Origin of the sequence: Microcoleus sp. B3-D2 (assembly GCF_036705345.1) — a bacterium.
Classification (GTDB): Bacteria; Cyanobacteriota; Cyanobacteriia; order Cyanobacteriales; family Microcoleaceae; genus Microcoleus.
Map to the genome: position 1 here is coordinate 24919 of NZ_JAUBUG010000008.1, position 14318 is coordinate 39236.

Below are 14318 nucleotides of genomic sequence, written 5' to 3' on the forward strand. Positions count from 1 at the left end.
AGCTAATTTAGGATGATTGCATTTACGGCCTAGAGCTTAAGTACACAGAGGCTCCGGTTGTTTTCGGAGATGTCTAGAGTTTTTCCCCATCGCACCTCATAAATAATGAGACTTTAAATAATTATGGCTTACAGCTAGATAGTTTTCCTAACCCACAGGCATTTTCCTGGATTCCATTCAAATTCCATAAAAAACTCTCCATGCCTTTTTCCGCTTCTGCTTCACAACCGCTAAATTCTCGCTTTTCTTTTACCTTTAACACTCAATTGCTTAGTAATTGATGTATAATAATGCAAAGCAAAAATTAGATTAATTACAAAAAAAACTAAAGTTAAAACAAAGGTAAAAAAAGACGTAAAGGACAACCTTGAAGTCATCGTAAACATCGCCAAAATGATTGAGCAAAGCCCAAAACCGGAAGCAAAAGAACTTAAAAGCAGCAACCGCACCTTAGACATAGTTTAATTTAAAGATTATCAGTAAAATGCACTCTTGGCAGCTACAGAGGAGTGCCAAATGATACTTATTACTATATAGCGGAAGTGCTCAGTTCCGCCAAGGGCAAAACGACTGCTTTCCTAAAAAGGTTTGAATTATACAGAAAAATATAGCCCGCGCTCTTGTAAACTCCTGTTGCTCGACTTAATATCAATCAAAGGAATTCCCCAGCCTCCGCGAGCATTCCACCTTTCGCCGTACAGTCACCGCAGCCGCAATCCCGCTGACAGCAAAGATTCGCTTCCAAAACCGCGCTTTCCCTGGGATTCCAAACCTTGCCAAAATCCACAAACGGCGTCACCTGCAAAACTCCTTGTTTGTCGTCGGTGCCCTTGCATCGGATACCGCAACTCAACTGAATCAAAAATCCCGCTATCTGCCAGCAAAGCATCCTGACGGTAGCCCCGCAATGTGTCTGAGCCTCTTATACCGAATTGTTCGATCGGCAAAAGTTCGGCCCGAACCAATGCCACATCCGATCGCACCTGCAGCAGCGTCTCACGAGCCAACAACCGCACGTACTGCAACCCCGCCACCTCAAAAATTAACGGTCAGCGTCGTTCCTGCTCACGGTAGCGCCAAATGCTGCCATTCCGAGACAGAACTGCGATCGCGCCGCCAAGACATCTCTCTTTCCCCTCTGAGTAAAATCCTGAAACAGCCTCAGCGCCGCAACCCGAGTTCTACCCCGATTATCTGCTCCCAGCGACAGCGCGATCGCGATTTCTCTTCTCGGATTTTGCACGATCGGCTCGCGGTAAATCAACTGCCCACTACTTCCGCCATCGATCGAGTTTTATCGTACCCGGAATCTTACCAATTCTGCTGGCTGTGCCGGCGCGGGAACCGCAGACGGCAAAAGAGCTGTTCGCATGAAAGCAAGGACGTCGCGCGGGTTATCGGAGGGGAGCCGGATTTGGCTGCCGCGGGTTGGGAATGGGAAATTCTTGTCTGTTTTCTCCTCGGTTCGGCAATTGAGGGAGAGTTTCTGGGGCCTCACTTTGCGTCGTTTGATCGAGCTCCGGGATGCTATTTTCTTGCTCTTTACTGCCTCTATCTGATTCTGAACCCGAGTATAAATCACGAAGCCGATCGCGATCGTCTGCTGTTTCTTGATTTAGTTTTAATTGAGACGGTAAATTATCATGCAAAATTGGCGCTTGCACCCCTGAGTCGGTACCAACCATCGACTCGCCAACACTTAGAGCTGATAGCAGTGCGGGGCAAATAGCTGCAATTGAAAAACCAAGTGCTAATGCCTTGAAAAACTTGATTTTCCAAAAGCCTCTAGAAAAGTGCACGGGCATGACAGATTAGCCATATTTGATAGTTATTTACAGTTACGATCGGGCGAGGCCGACGCAATTGCAAGGAATAATACTTTATCACTTTTTAAAGACTTAATTCCTTAAGTCTATATAAAGATAGTTGACAGCAATTCTATTTTGTGTATTTAACAATTGCTAAAAACACTGCGACCTCCCAAGCTAGCCCTCTTGCAAGGAATAAAATTACTCTATCACTTTTTAAATAGTTAATTCCTTAAATCAATAGAAAGATAGTTGACATAATTTGTATTTTGTGCATTTGACAATTACTTAAAAAAACTCCGACCTCCCAAGCTAGCCCTGTAGGTCGGCGGAGCATTCTATCAAACCTGCGATCTGAGAAATAGGTAAATTTGGATAGAGATTACTACATTTTATTGAGCTGCGATCGCAATTCTTCCAACTCAGCGTCAATCACCTGGCTCGACTCCGAGCTACTAGCTGCTGCAGTTTTACCCGCTGCCGGCAATTGACCTTGAGACACAGAACCCCCGGTCAGTTGAGCTTTCATCTGAGCCAACTCGTCGTCAACATCACCGCCGCTTTCGAGCAAGCGGAACTGTTCCTCTAAATTGCTGCCGCCGGCGGCCAATTCTGCCGAAGCTCCCGCGCGAGCTTCAATCTGCAAAACTTTTTCTTCCATGCGATCGAAAGCTGCCATTGAACTGCCAGTATTCAAGGTGCCAATAGTATTGTTGAGCTGTTCCTGAGCCTTGGCAGCGGATATCCTCGCCTTGAGCATATCCTTCTTAGTCTTAGCTTCGGAAATTTTGCTCTCCAAACCGATCAAGTTGCGCTTGAGACTTTCCACCTGAGCCGATTGCTGATCCAGGCTGGCTTTCAGCGTAGCCGCCGTTTCAGCGTGAGACTTTTTGCGAACCAGCGCTTCCCGGGCCAAAGTCTCGTCTCCTTTTTGCAGGGCTAGCTGAGCGCGCTGCTGCCACTGGTTAGACTGAGATTCAGCTTGATTGTACTGAGTCTGGGTACGCTTTTGAGTGGCGATCGCGCTGGCAACGGCTTGACGCAACTGCACCAAGTCTTCCTGCATATCCGTAACGGACTGTTCTAAAATCTTTTCCGGGTCTTCAGCTTTGTTGACCAGATCGTTAAGATTGGCTTTGACGACTCGGCTAATGCGGTCAAATAATCCCATAATGCTATTTTTCCTGGGTGAGGTGTACGAAGTAGGCGGAAAGCAGGCTTGATAGCCCTAGCCCGCAGTTGTGAAATTCACTCTTGTCAGATTTTTAGTGCGATTTAGTTTTTGGCAATTTTTGCAGACAGATAAATCCAGTTTAAAGCGATCGAGTAATGTGATGCAGGCAAGCTTATTCATGCACCTATCTATTGAGTTTAACTTCGATCCGGGAATTCCCCCACAGGCTTCGAGCCATCTCTAGCTAGGCTGTTGAGAAGTTTTTGCTCGTCCCGACTCTTGTTCTGTTGTCTGGGGTTCAGGATGCGGGCGGCTCGCTCGACGGCAATTTGGGTGTATTCTTGCCCGGAAGCATTTGTGCTTTCATCGCCGCCAACTCGGTATCCACATCGTCGGCACCTTCGAGAGAGAGAAACTTCTTTTCTAAATCATTAGTTCCGAGTTCTGCGATTGCTTCGGAGCGAGCTTCTAGTTCCATGACTTTCTCTTCCATCCGTTCAAACGCGCTCAAAGCGCTGCCGGTACTGAGATTGCCCATCATTTCTTGAAGCCTTTCCGACGATGCGGCCGATCGAGCTCGGGCAATGTACATATCTTTTTTAGATTTTGCCTCGGAAATTTTACTTTCGAGCGCCCGCATATTTTCTTTTAGTTTAGTCACAACAGCGTTCTGTTGTCCGAGACTGGCTTTCATCGCCGTTGCCGTTTCTTGATAAGATTTCTTGCGCGTCAGAGCTTCCCGCGCCAAATTTTCCTCGCCTTTTTGCAAAGCTAGCTGCGCCCGCTGATGCCATTCTGCTGCTGTAGACTCAGCTTGGGAGCACTGGCGTTCAGTGCGTTTTTGAGCTGCAATCGCTCCTGCCACAGCTTGTCTGAGCTGCACTAAATCTTCCTGCATATCCATTACAGCCTGTTCCAGAATTTTTTCTGGGTCTTCTGCAGCCCCGACCAAACTGTTAATATTGGCTCGAATCACTCGCCATAGGCGATCGAATAATCCCATTTTGCCAGTCTCCCGATTTTCAACTTTAGAATTAACACAGAGAAATCAGAATTCAAAACTAAAAATGAAAACTCATCAATCGTCTTTTTAATTTTTAATTTTGAATTTTTAATTCCCTCAAAGTTAGATCGTCATGATTATTTTTAGGATGGGTAGGGCGCGAGCATTACCCATCAAAACTGAGCAATTGTTGGGTGAAGCGAAACGGAGGGTTCGTGCCTCGGGCCCAACCTACTCCCCGATCATCAGTTTAATTGTCTTTGCCTAATTTATGGCTGATAGTATTGTGGCTTCACCCCTTTTTCTTGGAGTTCTTTCACCAAACGTTCTGCTGAGGCAGCATCGTTCAAAGCCCCCATTTGGATCTTGACACCCTTTGAGAAGTTCCGCACGTAGGCATCGGGAACTGCTTTTCTGGCTTGCTGCAGCGATTTTTCGTCGGTGTAATCGGTGACAACGTAATAGAAACCGTCGGCGGCCCGTGCAGGCCTTCCCAGGGGAGATGCTGCGGCTGGGGATGCTGCGGCTGGGGATGCTGTCGCCGGGGATGCTGCGGCTGGGGATGCTGTCGCCGGAGATGTGGTGGCAGGCTGGGCTGGGGATGGTGTTGGAGGCAGTGTTGGCAGTGCCGGCACAGGCTGGGCAGCGCTAGGACTGGGAGTGGGAAGCAAAGCCGTACTCAGATTGTTGAGTCCTTGTTCCCTGCCTCTGGGGGGGTTGCCGTCTTCTGTAGGAATCGGCACAACCCCGCTGGGGCCCGGAGGCGCTGCCGGATTGGGCGGGATTGATGCTTTTGGTGACGGGGAAGGAATCGGGCTGACTGTCGGCTTGACATTGCTGAGAGTGCTCAAATCTAGCTCCACAAATTCCTTGGATACCAGATTTGGAGCTTTCGGCAGTTCCTTGGTACTGGTATCCGAGATGGAAGTAGAGGCGGGACTGTCGCTTGAAGAGGGTGAGGTGCGATCGAGGAAACGGCTCAGGCCTGCCATCTTAACCAGATTTGACGGGTACATGACTGCGTAGCCCAAAGCTGTGCAGGACAGCAAAAACAGCAGCATCGAACTCAGGCCCAAGGGAGTTAACAAACTGGCGGCTAAACTGCGTTCTACCGTAGGCTCAGCTTTTGACTCGTCCAAACTTTCGATCAGTTTTTCGCTTGATTCGAGATACTTGTTGGGTGCCAAGGCACTGCTAGATAATTTTGTCCCACCCCTGGTAGTTGCTAGCGGGGCATCGCCCTGAGTGCCCGCAATGGATAGGGGCAGCGATAGCGGCTGCTGGGTTTCCTCCGCAGTCTTCGGCGCCAAATTTTGGGCTAGCTGTTGCTCGGTTGTGGCTGTTTGCTTGCCGATACGAACTGAGGGCGACACCCACTGTTCGGCGCGCCTCCTGTGCCTTCTGTATGTTGTCAGTTCTGCTTCTAGGTTTACATCTAGACTCCCCAGGACTGCTTGCAAAGCAGGCTTGATTGGGGTTGAAGAGGATTGATGATTTGGGGATTCAACCGAAGAACGCTTACTCATTAGCAAAACTCCTACCGCCTCTGAATTAATTTTAATCTTTTGATTGTAGAGATAAACAAGAAGCTTGAAAACTTGCCTATTTTATGATTAGCTACTTTTGGCGTCAATGCAACAGGGGCCCGATCGCCTGCGGTTATCTTTTCATTTTCATTTTAAGACTTAATTGTTGGTGTGTCCCGGGGGCAGCTTACCGAAACTCTCAGCAGCTTTTTGTATCCTGAGCTACCGCTTATTTATAACGTCTCATAGTCGTTGCACATTTGTACTTTTTCTTGATCCCTGACGGCTTTATAAAGTTTTAACCTTTGTTTTTACCTATACAATGAGCAACGACAGAGCTAATTGTTTCTATATATAACGAGATTATAAATAAATTATAAAATTTAATTATGCTCCGGGGATCGCTACAAGCCAGACAGAATAAAGGCTGGGAGGCTCTCAGGCAGGCTAGCTCTGCAAGGGAGAATTAGAGATGAAAATGATTTCCCTAAGAACTTTTATGCAAACCTCCTTAACTTCACCTTTAACTTCAGCTTGCCGTCACTGCAGGCACTATACCCCTGAGGGGAGACGCGGGGGTGTTTGCGCTTTACTAGGCGGGCCGGTTCAAGGTCACTGGAAAGCTTGTGCTTTAGCGGTTTCGCCTTTTAGGTCATCTTGGGAAAACATAGAAGAAATTGGAATGTGGCAAGAATCGACTCTGACGCTGCAGGATGCCGCCCTCACTCTTTCCGAGCGCAATGCCTGCCAGCTTACCTGCACAACGTTAACCGAAAAATCCGCAGCAGCAGTCTCGGTTTAGTTAGTCGGCAGCAGGATAGATCATACCATTTTCGATTTTCGATTGGGAAATCACTGATCGTTATCATGGTTTGGATCTGACAAAGCAGTTTCATTCTTTTTGGGAACTGGTATCAATACTGACACTTTTGGACATCGGGTGCATTTGGCTTTACTAACTCATAAAAATCAGCAGCATCTACTTTAATATGAGCGCATAAAAAAAACTGATTTCTCCATCCAGCTATGGCAGCCAAGGATATTGACTAAAATCAGGTTGCCGTTTTTCCAAAAAGGCTTGTTTGCCTTCGGCGCCTTCCTGGGTCATATAGTACAGCAAAGTGGCATTTCCCGCCAGTTCTTGCAAACCGGCTTGACCGTCGCAGTCGGCATTAAAAGCAGATTTCAAACAGCGAATCGCGATCGGACTTTTTTCTAGAATTTCCGCCGCCCACTGAATCCCTTCTAGTTCTAGTTGTTCCACGGGCACGACGCAGTTGACTAAACCCATTTCTAGGGCTTGCTGCGCGCTGTACTGGCGACACAAAAACCAAATTTCTCTGGCTTTTTTCTGGCCTACAACTCTGGCGAGATAGCTAGCTCCGAAACCACCGTCGAAACTGCCGACTTTGGGGCCTGTCTGTCCGAAAATAGCATTGTCAGCAGCGATCGTCAAGTCGCAAATTAAGTGCAGAACGTGACCCCCTCCAATTGCGTAGCCTGCAACTAAAGCAATTACCACTTTGGGCATCGATCGAATCAACTTCTGCAAGTCGAGCACGTTCAAGCGGGGTATGCCACCTTCGTCTACATATCCCGCCGCACCCCGCACGCTTTGGTCGCCGCCGGCGCAAAAGGCGTATTTGCCGTCTGTATGAGGCCCCGCACCGGTGAAAAGGACAACGCCGATTTTTGTGTCTTCGCGGGCATCAGTAAAGGCATCGCACAGTTCCTGCACGGTTTTGGGACGGAAAGCGTTCCGTTTGTGAGGTCGATTGATGGTAATTTTGGCGGTGCCGCCGCTTTTGTGATAGAGAATGTCTTCGTAGGTTTTGGCGGTTTGCCATTCAATTTGCATAATCAATCAATTTGAGATTTGAGACCGAGCAGGGTGCATTAAGGTAGCGACAAGTCGCTTTTAGATTTTAGAGGCATTCGGTTCAATGGGATACAAGGGTCGATCGACTCTTGCCCAAAAAATAAAGCGGGACTTAGGCAGAAACCAGGTTTTTCACCAACATACTCCGTGCAGCGCTCTTGGTAGGGGTTAAACAACCCGGTTTTTGAGGGTAAAAGCGCCCAAGTCCCATCTCAAATGAAAACAACCTCAAATCCTCGAACTCTTCTCAGGACTTTTACTGCTCCAAAATTTATCGAAAATTTGGGTCTAAAACCCCGTCCTTTAACGAAGTGGAGGACGGCTTTACACATACTCAGTAAGCGTGTAAAATAATTTCATGCTAAACATGACGTGGGAATTCAAACTAGAACCAACTCCAGAACAGGTCGATACTATCGAGCGGATATTCGCTGTGTGTCGTTCTGTATGGAACTTTGCTTTGCGGGAGCGCAAAGACTGGTTGAATTCCCGCAAGTCGCCTGTAAATGCTTGTTCCATCGAACAGGAGTACATACTCAGGGCTGACGAGCCATACCCTAGTTACCACACTCAGGCTAAACGATTGACTCTTGCCGCATAGCAATTTCCCCTCCTCACGAGCGTACATTCGCAAGTATTGCAACAAGTCTTAAGAACGCTGGACAGGGCATTTGAGGACATGAGAGCGAAGAAACTAGGCTTCCCTCGCTTCAAGAACAAATACCGAATGCGATCGTTTGTGTTTCCTCAATTGGGCAAAAATCCCATCAATGGAAGTTTGCTGAAATTGCCTCAACTAGGGTGGATTCGTTTGCGCTTGTCACGCCAAATCCCAGGGGGATTTGAAATTAAACAAGCCAGGGTTGTACGACGGGCATCCGGATATTTTGTCATGTTGTCATTACAGTTAAATGTATCTGTGCCAGATACACCCATATCCGGTCATCCGCGAGGTTTGGATTTAGGGTTTGATAAATTTGTAGCTACTAGCGATAACGAGCAAATTGCTAGACCTCGCTTCCTGCAAACTCTACAACGCGAGTTGAAATTACTGCAACGTAGATTAAAGCATAAGAAGAAAGGGTCGAATAACAGACATAAGCTCAATCAAAAAATAGCCAGAATTCATCAACAGATTACTGACACCAGGAAAGACTGGCACTTTAAGTTAGCCCACCGTATGAGTGACGGCGTAGGGATGATATTTGTTGAAGACATCGACTTTCGCTCTTGGGCCAGAGGAATGTTGAGTAAACATAGTGCCGATGCTGGATTCGGTCAATTCGTCAACATACTACAATGGGTGTGCTTTAAACGAGGTGTTTTCTTTGCCAAGGTAGACAAGGACTACACATCACAACAATGTCCTGAGTGTGGGACGCATACGGGCAAAAAGCACCTAGACGAAAGAATTCATTCTTGTCCAGTGTGTTTCTTTACTGCATCGCGTGATGTGGCAGCGGCACAGGTGGTTAGAAATCGTGGGTTGGAACTAATTTCTGGGCTAGGGCATAGCCTGGAAGTAAAACAAACTGTCTGTGGACTGGATGCGGCGGGGACTGGTGGTAAAGTCAGTCTAGCTGGCACGGGACGAAGCAGAAAACTCAAGAAGTGATTCTTGGGAATCACCCTCCCTTTAGGGCGGTGAGGATGTCAAATGCGCTGGATTATTTGCGAAGTAAAATACTCAGCAAGTGCTTTGCTGCTTTGCCAAATACCGGATCGCGGGACTCGAATTCGCTGGGATCGAGTAAAGCTTGAACTTCGGCAAAAGCTTGTGAGTCGAGGGTTCCTTCTTTAGTAAATAAAGTTTCTAGGACTGCAATGTGTCTGGAGTCGAGGCCGAGCCGATTTGCGATCGACTGTAAGTACATTTGCTCCCGCATATCGATGTGTCCGTCGGCCGCTGACATTTCGTAGCCGGAACCGATAAGCAACAGTTTTTCTGATTCTGAGAACAAAGCTGTCAGGGTTAGCAATTCCGTGGGGTTGAAGTAAACCTGCTGTTTGGATACTCCTTTGACAAGGCGCTGAATTAGTTCTACCCGATCGCGGTCGCCGCTGGCAAAGGCTTTGAGAGTCTTTTGCAGCCGTTCTTCTTCTTCAACTGCGATCGTCCTGTCAATAATCATCACTCCGCGCAGGATGGAAATCAGAGCAGTCACAAACACTACCAAAGGAGTGATATCTTGTTCGCGCAGCTTTTGTCGGCTAATGCGGCACAACAGCTCAACAATTTCAGTGGTTATCCTGGTGGTGTCCATAATTAAAAATGACTTTCTATTAAGCTGTAATGTAACTTTCTTTCTCGATCTTAAGTTTTTGTGTTACGTAGGTATGACGTGAATTCTAAAACTGAGCCATTGTCTATTAGTGATACTACTTATTTTATTCACAAACGCTGGATGACTAGGGCTGTGGAACTGGCACAAGCAGCGGGTGATGCGGGTGAAGTACCCGTGGGTGCTGCCATTGTTGACGGTACTGGCAAATTGATTGCCGAAGCGCAAAATCGGCGAGAACGAGACTGCGATCCGACTGCTCACGCTGAAATCTTGGCTTTGCGGGCGGCCGGCCAAGTTTTGCAAGACTGGCATCTTAACCAATGCACGCTCTACGTAACGCTAGAGCCTTGCCCGATGTGCGCTGGTGCGATCGTCCAAGCTCGGATTGGCCTGCTGGTATACGGAGCAGATGACCCGAAAACTGGCACGATTCGGACTGCGGCTAATATTCCCGATAGCGCGCATTCGTGTCACCGCTTAGAGGTGCTCGGCGGTATTATGGAGTCTGTTTGCCGCGATCAGTTGATTTCTTGGTTTGAAACACGCCGGAAAAATTAACAGGTAAAATTTTTTACTCTCTTCTGGGCGATGTTTAATCGAACTTGACCCTTTAGCTGGAATAATAGATCCGTAATTGCCCGATCGAGCTTTCCAGGCGGCCGACTACTCTGTATTAGTGCTGTCCGGTTGGCTGAGGTTTTACCTGTTAGAGATTATCTCTTGCGGGCGCGATCGCTCGATCGGTACAAGGCCAATAGCAAAAGTGTCCCGACCCAAAAACTAAAGATTTGTCCAATCACTTACTTTAGACTTGAGATCTCGAGAAAGCAGCTTAATTGCTATGCCCCACACCGCCACGATCGCCGTTGAGTCCAGTAAATCATCTCTAGTGAAGCCAATGCCTGCCAAGGTAGCATCTAATACCTCTCGCGTTTCTCCTTGGTTAACCTCCTTGCTCTATCCGCTAGGTCACTATGTTGTCCTACCGTTTCATTTTGGCAAGATTGAGATAACCGGACAGGAGCACTTGCCGAAAGACGGGCCTGTCATCTTAGCCCCTACGCACAGATCCCGGTGGGATGCCCTGATGATGCCCTATTCAACTGGACAGAAGGTGACTGGACGCGATTTGCGGTTTATGGTAACTGCTGATGAAGTCAAAGGACTGCAAGGTTGGTTCATCAGAAATTTGGGAGGGTTTCCTGTGGATCTCAAGCATCCGGCAATTGGCAGTCTCCGTTATGGGGTGGAACTACTCCTCGACAAGGAAATGTTGGTGATTTTTCCCGAAGGCGGCATTTTTCAGGATGGCGAAGTTCATCCGATTAAGCCGGGATTAGCGCGTTTGGCAATTCAAGCAGAATTGAGCAAACCGGGTTTGGGCGTGAAAATTGTACCGATGAGTATCCGCTATCGCCCGCGCATTCCTCGATGGGGTTGTCAGGTAAAAATTGCGATCGGTTCTCCGATTTCCGTGGCGGATTATGCCAATGGTGGCGGTGGTAAAAAAGAAGCACGATTGTTGAGTGCCCAGCTCGAAATGGATCTTAAAAAGCTTGATGAAAGTTAAGAAGAAGAAGGAAGAAGGAAGAAGGAAGAAGGAAGAGGGAAGAGGGAAGAGGGAAGAAGGAATTATGATATAATGTTTTCGGGTGCTGTGGAGAGATGCAGCACTTATTTTGCTGCTTTGTTATGTCTGTATTAAGTGTGAGCATTAATGGATTGTGCTTTGAACTTTAAGCCGGGTCAAATTGTCAGTTTAGAATGTGGAGATGCGTGCCTGCATTCTGAGGTTATCCAAGTGGTTGAGGCACGTCAAGTTTGTTGGGTGCGCCCTTTGATGTTAGTTGTATCGGTGTCGGGGAAGGATTCACCGACAGAGTATACTTTATCGGATTTGCGAGATGGTGCTGATTTGCTTTGGCCGCTGAGCTTGTTTCGGGCGGCTTTAGATACTGAGGTAATTTCACTGTTGACCGAGTTGCACTCTCTGGATGCTGAAAAAAAGGATGGTGCGATCGCATCTCGGCAACTTAGAGAGTTTGTCGATCGAGTTTGGGAAGCTTTTCCCAGTGCTTTTCATTAAGCAGATATCGGGCGTTTTGTCTATTAGTCCGCCAGGGGTTGAAAACCCCTGTCTAATAGCTAAAGTCCTCTTGCATAGGACTGATACCCTCTTGATTCTTCAGTCCGCGTAGGCGGACTTCGTTTGTCTAGAAGCGATTTCAATCGCCCAATTTTCTTTTCGCTTTTCGCGGACTATTATACTAAAATACCGCGTGTGAAAGCTCTCCGGGATTGAGATTATTGTGAATAACTTTACCGTCGCGGAACCAGACAACGCGGCGAGTTTGGCGCGCCACTTCGGGTTCGTGCGTTACCATAACAACAGTCATGCCATTTTCATTGAATTCTGTAAAAATATCCATTACTTCTTGAGTTGTTTTTGTATCCAATGCACCTGTAGGTTCATCAGCCAGCAACAACACGGGACGGTTGACAATTGCCCTGGCGATGGCTACCCGCTGCTGCTGTCCTCCTGATAGTTGATTTGGTCTGTTTTGCAGCCGACTTTCCAGGCCTACTTTTGTTAAAGCCTCTACTCCCCGTTCGCGTCTTTCTGCTGCGGGAATGCCGGCATAAACCATCGGTAACATGACATTTTCTAATGCTGTCAATTGAGGCAACAGGTGAAATTGTTGGAATACAAAACCTAATTTTAAATTGCGAATTCCGGCTAATTCTCCTTCCGGCATTTGGGCGACATCTACGCCGTCTAAGTAGTAACTGCCGCTCGTAGGTCGATCGAGACAGCCGATAATATTCATAGCTGTAGATTTGCCCGATCCCGACGCGCCCATAATCGAGCAATATTCTCCTTGTCTTACGGTGAAGCTGACGCCGTTTAAGGCGCGAACTTCCAGGTCGTCTATCCCGTAAACTTTTGTTACCTCTTCCAGACCGACAACAACGGGCTTTGAGAGGACTTGCGGGTCGAGGTCTTGGTATGTATCGGTTTGTAGTTCAGGCATTTTTTTTCTGTGCGATCGACACAACTGACTACTAAGTTAACACTTCTTATCGGTTTTGGCGGCGGTCGTGGCGATCGTTTGGACGCTAATTTCAGTATCAAGCGTCAATCGATTTTAGATTTTAGATTTTAGATTTTAGATTGAAGCATTGACCCCACGGATAAATTAGGGGGCTCCTTTATCGGATACAGGTTTTTTATCACTCCACGGATGAATCCGGGGGCTTGTATCCTGGATGCTTTCGGTCATTGCAAATGCAGCCGAGTAGAGTGAACCAATCCCAAAGAATCGAGATTGCTTCGCGCCTTTAAACAAGTCGAACAAGTTGTAATTATGGGACTTACACAAAGGTGGTGAGAAACCGGGTTTTTTCACGAAAATCATTCGCTACAGCGCGCATAAACCATAAAAAACCCGGTTTCTGTGGTCTTGATGCGTAAGCCCTAAATTAAACAATTTGTCGCTTAAATGCTCTCAGGATCGATGTTCAATTCGCGCAGTTTTGCTGCCAAACGTTCGGCCCTTTGAGCTTCTTGTTCGGCCCTTTGAGCTTCTTGTTCGGCCCTTTGAGCTTCTTGTTCGGCTCTTTGAGCTTCCTGTTCGGCACGCTGGCGGTTTAATTCCCCCTGTTCCTCCAATTCCGCATAGGAAAGAAACCTTTGTCCATCGGGTCGATATATTTCTAACCCAGCTTCGCCCAACTCAAATCGCACTCCCAATCTCGGACTTACCCAGCCCTCCATCGGCTCAATTATTTCTAAGTTTCCTTCAATTCTTTGCCAACCGCTCAACTCGTTGTTTTCGGGATCGTAAAGGTAATATTCATCGACTCCATAGCGATTGTAAAATGAAAGTTTTTTGTACATCTTGGTTTGTCTGTCGTTGTGAGAGCGAATCTCAAACGCAACTTGGGGACCAATATTATCTTCGTTAAATTGCAGGTAGGAACGTCGATCGCCCTTTGGTCTGCCAAATATTACCATGACATCGGGTGCTTGAGAAATGTCTGGTCTACCTTCAACTGGATACCACAGTAAATCGGCTGCTACAAACACGTTTGGGTCGTTTTTAAACAGCGATTCGCAACCTTCTTGGATTTTGACAATTAATTTGTATTGAATTGTGCTATCTGCCATTGGTTGACCGTCGCTGCATGGATAAATAATTTCTTCGGTCGTGACTTGCATAGTGGTTGTCTCCGAGAACTATTTGATATTAATTATACTATTTTTTGAACTAGCATAATTTGTTGATACTTTTTTTTTAGATTACAGCTTCTCTAATTCTGCCAATGCTTGCTGGGCAAAATTGCGGACTTGTTTATCTGGATCTTTGGCAAATCTATCGCGAAGTATTTCTAAAGTTTTTGGGAGATCAGGGTATTGCTCGATCATGATTTCAAGTGCTGTTTGTCGGGAATTTTCTTCCCAGTCAAACTTGCGATCAAAATGATGATTGATAGCAATATCGCCCAACCATTCAAATATCCCTGGTTCATCTTTCCACCCCCATGCTAATTCTTGTACTGCTGCAAATCGCACAGCCGAATTCTCATCAGATTGAGCCAGTTGTTTGAGCCAAGGTAAGGTTTCTGGGTCATCTTTCCACCCC

16 protein-coding genes are annotated in these 14318 nt (G+C 47.0%); 7 read left to right on the forward strand and 9 right to left on the reverse strand.

What is annotated here, in order from left to right:
• Nucleotides 1–701: 701 nt before the first annotated feature.
• Nucleotides 702–971, reverse strand: coding sequence for a ShlB/FhaC/HecB family hemolysin secretion/activation protein (locus QUB14_RS04800; protein ID WP_333215545.1), 270 nt, complete (start codon nt 969–971; stop codon nt 702–704).
• Here QUB14_RS04800 and QUB14_RS04805 point away from each other — a divergent pair.
• Nucleotides 965–1729, forward strand: coding sequence for a hypothetical protein (locus tag QUB14_RS04805; RefSeq protein ID WP_333215542.1), 765 nt, complete (start codon nt 965–967; stop codon nt 1727–1729). The two genes, QUB14_RS04800 and QUB14_RS04805, sit on opposite strands and share 7 nt — an antisense overlap.
• Before the next feature lie 464 nt (nt 1730–2193).
• On the opposite strand, the gene QUB14_RS04810 is transcribed toward QUB14_RS04805, so the two are convergent.
• From QUB14_RS04810 to QUB14_RS04820, 3 genes are all read right to left on the reverse strand, one after another.
• Nucleotides 2194–2979, reverse strand: coding sequence for a PspA/IM30 family protein (locus QUB14_RS04810; protein ID WP_190663796.1), 786 nt, complete (start codon nt 2977–2979; stop codon nt 2194–2196).
• 301 nt (nt 2980–3280) lie between these two features.
• Nucleotides 3281–3985 (reverse strand): PspA/IM30 family protein, encoded by a 705-nt coding sequence (locus tag QUB14_RS04815; protein WP_333215539.1) that lies wholly within the window; start codon nt 3983–3985, stop codon nt 3281–3283.
• Nucleotides 3986–4254: 269 nt separating this feature from the next.
• The gene (locus QUB14_RS04820; RefSeq protein WP_333215538.1) at nt 4255–5511 is read right to left on the reverse strand and encodes a hypothetical protein; all 1257 of its coding nucleotides are present in this window, start codon (nt 5509–5511) and stop codon (nt 4255–4257) included.
• 499 nt (nt 5512–6010) lie between these two features.
• Between QUB14_RS04820 and QUB14_RS04825 the strand changes: the two genes are divergently transcribed.
• A complete protein-coding gene (locus QUB14_RS04825; protein ID WP_333215536.1) occupies nt 6011–6313 on the forward strand; it encodes a hypothetical protein in 303 nt (100 codons plus the stop codon).
• Nucleotides 6314–6535: 222 nt separating this feature from the next.
• On the opposite strand, the gene menB is transcribed toward QUB14_RS04825, so the two are convergent.
• Nucleotides 6536–7369: a 1,4-dihydroxy-2-naphthoyl-CoA synthase gene (gene menB, locus QUB14_RS04830; RefSeq protein WP_006635932.1), complete on the reverse strand. Its 834-nt coding sequence runs from the start codon at nt 7367–7369 to the stop codon at nt 6536–6538.
• 379 nt (nt 7370–7748) lie between these two features.
• Here menB and QUB14_RS04835 point away from each other — a divergent pair, with 379 nt between their 5' ends.
• On the forward strand, nt 7749–7991 hold the full coding sequence (locus QUB14_RS04835) for a helix-turn-helix domain-containing protein (RefSeq protein ID WP_333215534.1): 243 nt from the start codon (nt 7749–7751) through the stop codon (nt 7989–7991).
• A gap of 36 nt (nt 7992–8027) precedes the next feature.
• Nucleotides 8028–9005: a transposase gene (locus QUB14_RS04840; protein ID WP_333215532.1), complete on the forward strand. Its 978-nt coding sequence runs from the start codon at nt 8028–8030 to the stop codon at nt 9003–9005.
• 52 nt (nt 9006–9057) lie between these two features.
• On the opposite strand, the gene QUB14_RS04845 is transcribed toward QUB14_RS04840, so the two are convergent.
• Nucleotides 9058–9654 (reverse strand): TerB family tellurite resistance protein, encoded by a 597-nt coding sequence (locus QUB14_RS04845; protein WP_333215530.1) that lies wholly within the window; start codon nt 9652–9654, stop codon nt 9058–9060.
• A 78-nt stretch (nt 9655–9732) separates the two neighbouring features.
• On the opposite strand from QUB14_RS04845, the gene tadA reads away from it, so the two are divergent.
• The 3 genes from tadA to QUB14_RS04860 all read left to right on the forward strand — a co-directional run bounded on the left by tadA (nt 9733) and on the right by QUB14_RS04860 (nt 11761).
• Nucleotides 9733–10233, forward strand: coding sequence for a tRNA adenosine(34) deaminase TadA (tadA, locus tag QUB14_RS04850; RefSeq protein WP_333215528.1), 501 nt, complete (start codon nt 9733–9735; stop codon nt 10231–10233).
• 283 nt (nt 10234–10516) lie between these two features.
• Entirely contained in the window at nt 10517–11245 is a 729-nt protein-coding gene (locus tag QUB14_RS04855) for a lysophospholipid acyltransferase family protein (RefSeq protein ID WP_333215526.1), read from the forward strand.
• A 147-nt stretch (nt 11246–11392) separates the two neighbouring features.
• Entirely contained in the window at nt 11393–11761 is a 369-nt protein-coding gene (locus QUB14_RS04860) for a hypothetical protein (protein WP_333297096.1), read from the forward strand.
• Nucleotides 11762–11942: 181 nt separating this feature from the next.
• Here the strand turns inward: QUB14_RS04860 and QUB14_RS04865 are convergent, their stop codons facing one another.
• The 3 genes from QUB14_RS04865 to QUB14_RS04875 all read right to left on the reverse strand — a co-directional run.
• A complete protein-coding gene (locus QUB14_RS04865) occupies nt 11943–12707 on the reverse strand; it encodes an ABC transporter ATP-binding protein (protein ID WP_333215522.1) in 765 nt (254 codons plus the stop codon).
• 464 nt (nt 12708–13171) lie between these two features.
• A complete protein-coding gene (locus QUB14_RS04870) occupies nt 13172–13894 on the reverse strand; it encodes a Uma2 family endonuclease (RefSeq protein WP_333215520.1) in 723 nt (240 codons plus the stop codon).
• Between the two features lie 81 nt (nt 13895–13975).
• Nucleotides 13976–14318, reverse strand: a 343-nt coding sequence (locus QUB14_RS04875; protein WP_333297098.1) for a HEAT repeat domain-containing protein, incomplete at its 5' end; no start/stop codon positions are given.